The organism is Acinetobacter sp. YH16038 (assembly GCF_013417275.1).
Lineage (GTDB): Bacteria > Pseudomonadota > Gammaproteobacteria > Pseudomonadales > Moraxellaceae > Acinetobacter.
Genome location: NZ_VPEG01000073.1, coordinates 1 through 5,334, shown reverse-complemented (window position 1 = coordinate 5,334; position 5,334 = coordinate 1). Strand labels below are relative to the sequence as shown.

Here is a 5,334-nt window from a genome sequence, read left to right as displayed (position 1 = left end):
GTATCCTGTCTGGCAGGATACCGCTCATTTCCCTTGTTCAGTTCATCGCCGTCGCCGAGCATCTGAATTTTCGGCATGCGGCCAAGGCACTTGGTATCAGCCAGGTGATCGTTGTCCGGTGTGCGCTCCTGATCGGCGTTCGGCGTCTCGCGGTCGCGGTAGCAGTGCTGCAACGCAGCCGCCACCGTGCCCATGCTGTTGAGCTTCTTCGCCCTCATGATCGCAAACGCCATCCGTCCCCCGGCGCAACTGTCACGCCCCCGGCGTAACTGTCACGCCCCCCCGGCGTAACTGTCACGAACCCCCGGCGTAACTGTCACGCCCCTAAACCTGCAAACCCAGGAAGGGGGGGAGCTGGTGGGGTGTTGGAAAAATCCATCCATGATTATCCAAGAATAATCCACTAGGCGCGGTTAACAGCGCCCTAGTGGGGCACTGTTTGCCCTTGCTTAAAATGCCGGCCAGAGGCCGGATAACTTCTCTATCCGCTGCGCTAGGCTACACACCGGCCCCACCCGCTGCGCGGCAGGGGGAAAGGCGGGCAAAGCCCGCTAAACCCCATACCAAATCCCGCGGGAATACGCTGGAGCGATTTTAGCCGCTTTAGCGGCCTTTTCCCTACCCGAAGGGTGGGGGCGGTGTGCAGCCCCGAAGGGGCCATTCAGGGGCCATTCTGACCGCTTTGCGCTTGGCTATCCTTGCGGCTCCGGCTGACCATGCTCCTGTGGCTGCTGTTTCTGCTTGGGTGGAAGTCCGAACAGTGCCCGATCATGGTCGCGCTCTAGGTAGCTGTCCAACCCATCGAGCAGGCGCTGTTCTGGCCACTCGCCGTTTTCAACTTTGCCGAGTATCCATGCACCTACCAGCACTTTGCGCCGGGTGTTTTCCTTGCGCTTTTGCTGCTGCTCCCGTGCTCTGATCCGTTGGATCTCGGCGTTGATTCGTGCCCGTTGTTCTTCCAGCTTGGCGAGCCGTTCCGCTGTTTTTGCCATTTTGATAATCCTCTTGGTTATGTGCTTGTCATTATGCTATCATCGGAGCACAGACACCGCAAACCCCGACCGTCATTTTACGGGAGGGCGCACTTACCGGTTTCTCTTCAAGAAACTGCCCTGGGGGCACCCCTTCGGGGCTGTGCGCTCTCCGAGGGCCATTGCATGGAGCTAAACCCCTATGGCCATCTATCACCTTACGGCCAAGACCGGCAGCCGGAACGGCGGCCAATCGGCCAAGGCGAAAGCCGATTACATCCAGCGGGAGGGCCGTTACTCCCGCGACCGTGAAGAGGTGCTGCACACCCAGTCCGGCCACCTGCCCGAGTGGGCCGAGCGTCCCGCCGACTACTGGGACGGTGCCGACCTGTACGAGCGGGCCAACGGTCGCTTATTCAAAGAGATTGAGTTTGCCCTGCCGGTCGAACTGACCCTAGATCAGCAGCGGGAGCTGGTGGACGAATTCGCCCGGCATCTGACTGAGGGCGAGCGCCTGCCGTATACGCTGGCCATCCATGCCGGTAACGGTGAGAACCCCCATTGCCACTTGATGATCTCCGAGCGGAAGAACGACGGTATCGAGCGCCCGGCTGACCAGTGGTTTAAGCGGTACAACGGCAAACAGCCAGAGCGGGGCGGGGCGCAGAAGTCCGAGAGCCTGAAGCCCAAGGCATGGCTTGAGCAGACCCGCGAGGCATGGAGCCACTACGCCAACCGCGCCCTTGAACAGGCCGGGCACGAGGCCCGCATTGACCATCGCACCCTTGAGGCGCAGGGCATTGAGCGCTTGCCGGGCATCCATCTTGGCCCTAACGTGGTGGAGATGGAGAGCCGGGGCATCCGCACCGAGAGGGCCGATATCGCCCTAGCCATCGACACGGCCAACGGCCAGATCATCGACTTACAAGAATACCGGGAGGTTATCGAGCATGAGCGCGATAGACAGAGTGAGGAAATCCAGAGGGATCAACGAGTTAGCGGCAGAGATAGAGCCGCTGGCCCAGAGCATGGCGACACTGGCGGACGAAGCCCGGCAGCGGATCGCCGAGGTACAGCAGGCCAGCGAGGAGCAGGCCGCGAGCTGGACGAGCCAGCAACAGCAAGCCATGAGCGCATGGCGGCAGGCAGCAAAGGACATGAGGGCAGCCGCAGGGGAACTGGCCAAGGCCGGCCAGACGGCCCGGAGCGCCGCCCGTGGCTGGACATGGAGGTTGTGGGCCGGGGTCTTGATCGCTTCCGTGATGCCTATTCTGGCGCTGCTGATCGCATCATGGCTTTGGCTGGAGCCGCAAATCATCGAGCAACAGGGGAGCATATGGCTGATTTTCAAGCTCAAGTGAAAGGTGACCGCACCGCGCAAGCCATCGCCCGGCAGCTCAAGGCCATGGGCTGCGACCGGTACGACATCGGCATACGGGATGCCGCCAGCGGCAAGATGATGAACCGGGAATGGACACCGCAGGAAGTGCAGCAGAACGCCGCCTGGCTCAAGCGCATGAATGCCCAGGGCAACGATATTTACATTCGCCCCGCCGAGCAGGCCCGGCATGGTCTGGTGCTAGTTGACGACCTCAGCAGCGACGATCTGGACGCCATGAAGCAGGAGGGCCGGGAGCCTGCCGCCATCATCGAGACCAGCCTCAAGAATTATCAGGCATGGGTGAAGGTGGCTCAGGATGCCCCAGCAGATCATAGGGGCGTAATCGCCCGGAAGCTGGCCCGGGAGTATGACGCCGACCCGGCAAGCGCCGACAGCCGTCACTATGGCCGTCTGGCAGGCTTTACCAACCGCAAGGACAAGTACACCAGCCGCACCGGCTATCAGCCGTGGGTGCTGTGCCGGGAGTCCAGCGGCAAGAGTGCCACCGCAGGGCCGGAGCTGATGCAGCAGGCCGGGCAGGTGTTGGACAGCATCGAGCGCCGACAGGAACGGACGGCACGACTGGCCGAGATCACCGCCCCGCAGAGTGTGCGTCGGTATCGCCGCAGCGTCGTGGACGACTACCGCAGCGAAATGGCCGGGCTGGTCAAGCGGTACGGTGATGACCTCAGCAAGTGCGACTTCATCGCGGCCATGAAGCTGGCCAGCAAGGGCCGGGAGCCGGACGAGATCAGCAAGGCCATGGCCGAGGCTAGCCCCGCTATCATGGAGCGCAAGGCGGGCCATGAGGCCGATTACATCAAGCGTACGGTGCAGAAGGTGATGGAGCTTCCGCAGGTGCAGGAGGCCCGCGCCGAGCTGGCGAAGCAGACCCAGAAGCAGCGCAGCAAGGGGCCAGATTTAAGCATGTAATGCTTGTTTTGATAAAACAAAACTGCTATATTGTCAAAACAATTTGACTTTATAGTAGGATTAAAAAATGGATATAGGAAAGGCAAAAGAGTATTTTGGGCTTGGATTGATTCAGGGTGCCGTGGTGAGATCGTCAAGTGTTCTGCATAACGGGTGGACTATCGAGCTGAGCGGCAACATTGGCAGCGCACAACCTACCTTACACACCGCCAGAGGTGATGTGCGGCAGTTCAAGACACTGGATGCGGCGGCCAAGGTCGTGCGAGAAATTGGGCTGCGAGAGTGGCGTGTTATCACTGACTAGGCGGCGCATGGCGGGGATGCCCCGCCAGCGCCTGACCATCAACCGCCTGCAAAGGAGGCAAACCAATGGCTACTCATAAGCCTATCGATATTCTGGCGAGCTTCACAGAGTTACCGCCGCCGATTGACTACGTACTGCCCAACATGGTGGCCGGTACCGTGGGGGCGCTGGTGTCCCCCGGTGGGGCCGGCAAGTCCATGCTGGTTCTACAGCTGGCCGCACAGATCGCAGGCGGCCCCGACCTGCTGGACGTGGGAGAGCTGCCCACCGGCCCGGTGATCTACTTGCCCGCCGAAGACCCGCCCACCGCTATACATCACCGCCTGCACGCATTGGGGGCGCACCTGACCGACGAGCAACGGCAAGTCGTGGCTGACGGTCTGCTAATCCAGCCGCTGATCGGCAGCCTGCCCAATATCATGGCCCCGGAGTGGTTCGACGGCCTCAAGCGCGCCGCCGAGGGCCGCCGCCTGATGGTGTTGGATACGCTGCGTCGGTTCCATATCGAGGAAGAGAACGCCAGTGGCCCCATGGCGCAGGTGATTGGCCGCATGGAGGCCATCGCCGCCGATACCGGGTGTTCTATCGTGTTCCTGCACCATGCCAGCAAGGGCGCGGCCATGATGGGCGCAGGCGACCAGCAGCAGGCCAGCCGGGGATCGTCCGTGCTGGTGGATAACATCCGCTGGCAGTCCTACCTGTCCGGCATGACGGCCGCCGAGGCCGAGGAATGGGGCGTGGACGACTCACAGCGGCCCTATTTCGTCCGCTTTGGTGTCAGCAAGGCCAACTATGGGGTGCCGTTCAAAGACCGCTGGTTCAGGCGGCATGACGGCGGGGTGCTCAAACCCGCCGTGCTGGAAAAGCAGCGCAAAAGCAAGGGGGTGCGCCGTGGTGAAGCCTAAGAACAAGTACAGTCTCAGCCACGTCCGGCACGACCCGGCGCACTGTCTGGCTCCCGGCCTGTTCCGTGCCCTCAAGCGGGGCGAGCGCAAGCGCAGCAAGCTGGACGTGACGTATGACTACGGCGACGGCAAGCGGATCGAGTTCAAGGGGCCGGAGCCGCTGGGTGCTGATGATCTGCGCATCCTGCAAGGGCTGGTGGCAATGGCTGGGCCTAATGGCCTAGTGCTTAGCCCAGAACCCAAGACCGAAGGCGGGCAGCAGCTCCGGTTGTTCTTGGAACCCAAGTGGGAGGCCGTTACCGCTGATGCCATGGTGGTTAAGGGCAGCTATCGGGCGCTGGCCCGTGAAATCGGGTATGCAGAGGATGGCGGCAGCCAGTTCAAGGCAATCCGGGAGTGCATTGAGCGCCTGTGGACAGTCTCCATCATCGCCCAAAATGGCCGCAAGCGGCAGGGGTTCCGGCTGCTTGCCGAGTACGCCAGCGACGAGGCAGGCGGGCGTCTGTACGTGGCCCTGAACCCCTTAATTGCTCAGGCCGTCATGGGTGGTGGCCAGCATGTGCGCATCAGCATGGACGAGGTGCGAGCGCTGGACAGCGAAGCGGCCCGCCTGCTGCATCAGCGCCTGTGTGGCTGGATCGACCCCGGCAAGACCGGCAAGGCGGCCATAGATACCCTGTGCGGCTATGTCTGGCCGTCAGAGGCCAGTGGTTCGACCATGCGCAAGCGCCGCCAGCGGGTGCGCGAGGCGTTGCCGGAGCTGGTTGCGCTGGGCTGGACGGTAACCGAGTTCGCGGCGGGCAAGTACGACATCACCCGGCCCAAGGCGGCAGGCTGACC

At 62.3% G+C, this 5,334-nt stretch carries 6 protein-coding genes and 2 pseudogenes; 7 read left to right on the top strand and 1 reads right to left on the bottom strand.

Annotation, left to right across the window (positions count from 1 at the left end; translation table 11 throughout):
- Positions 1-2: 2 nt before the first annotated feature.
- Positions 3-104, top strand: a pseudogene (locus tag FTV34_RS18110) (LysR family transcriptional regulator); the annotation flags it as partial.
- A 588-nt stretch (positions 105-692) separates the two neighbouring features.
- Here FTV34_RS18110 and FTV34_RS16215 read toward each other — a convergent pair.
- Entirely contained in the window at positions 693-992 is a 300-nt protein-coding gene (locus tag FTV34_RS16215; RefSeq protein ID WP_010904468.1) for a hypothetical protein, read from the bottom strand.
- A gap of 181 nt (positions 993-1,173) precedes the next feature.
- On the opposite strand from FTV34_RS16215, the pseudogene FTV34_RS18030 reads away from it, so the two are divergent.
- The 6 genes and pseudogenes from FTV34_RS18030 to repC all read left to right on the top strand — a co-directional run.
- Positions 1,174-1,815 (top strand): annotated as a pseudogene (locus FTV34_RS18030) (MobA/MobL family protein); the annotation flags it as partial.
- A gap of 106 nt (positions 1,816-1,921) precedes the next feature.
- Complete coding sequence (locus FTV34_RS18025; protein ID WP_010895877.1) at positions 1,922-2,332, top strand: IncQ-type mobilization protein MobB; 411 nt, start codon at positions 1,922-1,924, stop codon at positions 2,330-2,332.
- Positions 2,263-3,285 (top strand): DNA-primase RepB domain-containing protein, encoded by a 1,023-nt coding sequence (locus tag FTV34_RS18020; protein WP_306669421.1) that lies wholly within the window; start codon positions 2,263-2,265, stop codon positions 3,283-3,285. The genes FTV34_RS18025 and FTV34_RS18020 overlap by 70 nt, the downstream gene beginning before the upstream one ends.
- Positions 3,286-3,352: 67 nt before the next feature.
- On the top strand, positions 3,353-3,589 hold the full coding sequence (locus FTV34_RS16205; RefSeq protein ID WP_010895879.1) for a hypothetical protein: 237 nt from the start codon (positions 3,353-3,355) through the stop codon (positions 3,587-3,589).
- Between the two features lie 65 nt (positions 3,590-3,654).
- On the top strand, positions 3,655-4,494 hold the full coding sequence (locus FTV34_RS16200; RefSeq protein ID WP_172688719.1) for a helicase RepA family protein: 840 nt from the start codon (positions 3,655-3,657) through the stop codon (positions 4,492-4,494).
- Complete coding sequence (gene repC, locus FTV34_RS16195; RefSeq protein WP_010895881.1) at positions 4,481-5,332, top strand: replication protein C, IncQ-type; 852 nt, start codon at positions 4,481-4,483, stop codon at positions 5,330-5,332. Before FTV34_RS16200 ends, repC begins: the two co-directional genes overlap by 14 nt.
- Positions 5,333-5,334: the final 2 nt, after the last annotated feature.

Excerpts from the sequence above, each read along its gene's own strand:
- FTV34_RS18025 (WP_010895877.1), top strand. The coding sequence starts at position 1,922 with ATGAGCGCGATAGACAGAGTGAGGAAATCCAGAGGGATCAACGAGTTA.
- FTV34_RS18020 (WP_306669421.1), top strand. The coding sequence starts at position 2,263 with ATGGCTTTGGCTGGAGCCGCAAATCATCGAGCAACAGGGGAGCATATG.
- FTV34_RS16215 (WP_010904468.1), bottom strand. The coding sequence starts at position 992 with ATGGCAAAAACAGCGGAACGGCTCGCCAAGCTGGAAGAACAACGGGCA.
- FTV34_RS16200 (WP_172688719.1), top strand. The coding sequence starts at position 3,655 with ATGGCTACTCATAAGCCTATCGATATTCTGGCGAGCTTCACAGAGTTA.
- FTV34_RS16205 (WP_010895879.1), top strand. The coding sequence starts at position 3,353 with ATGGATATAGGAAAGGCAAAAGAGTATTTTGGGCTTGGATTGATTCAG.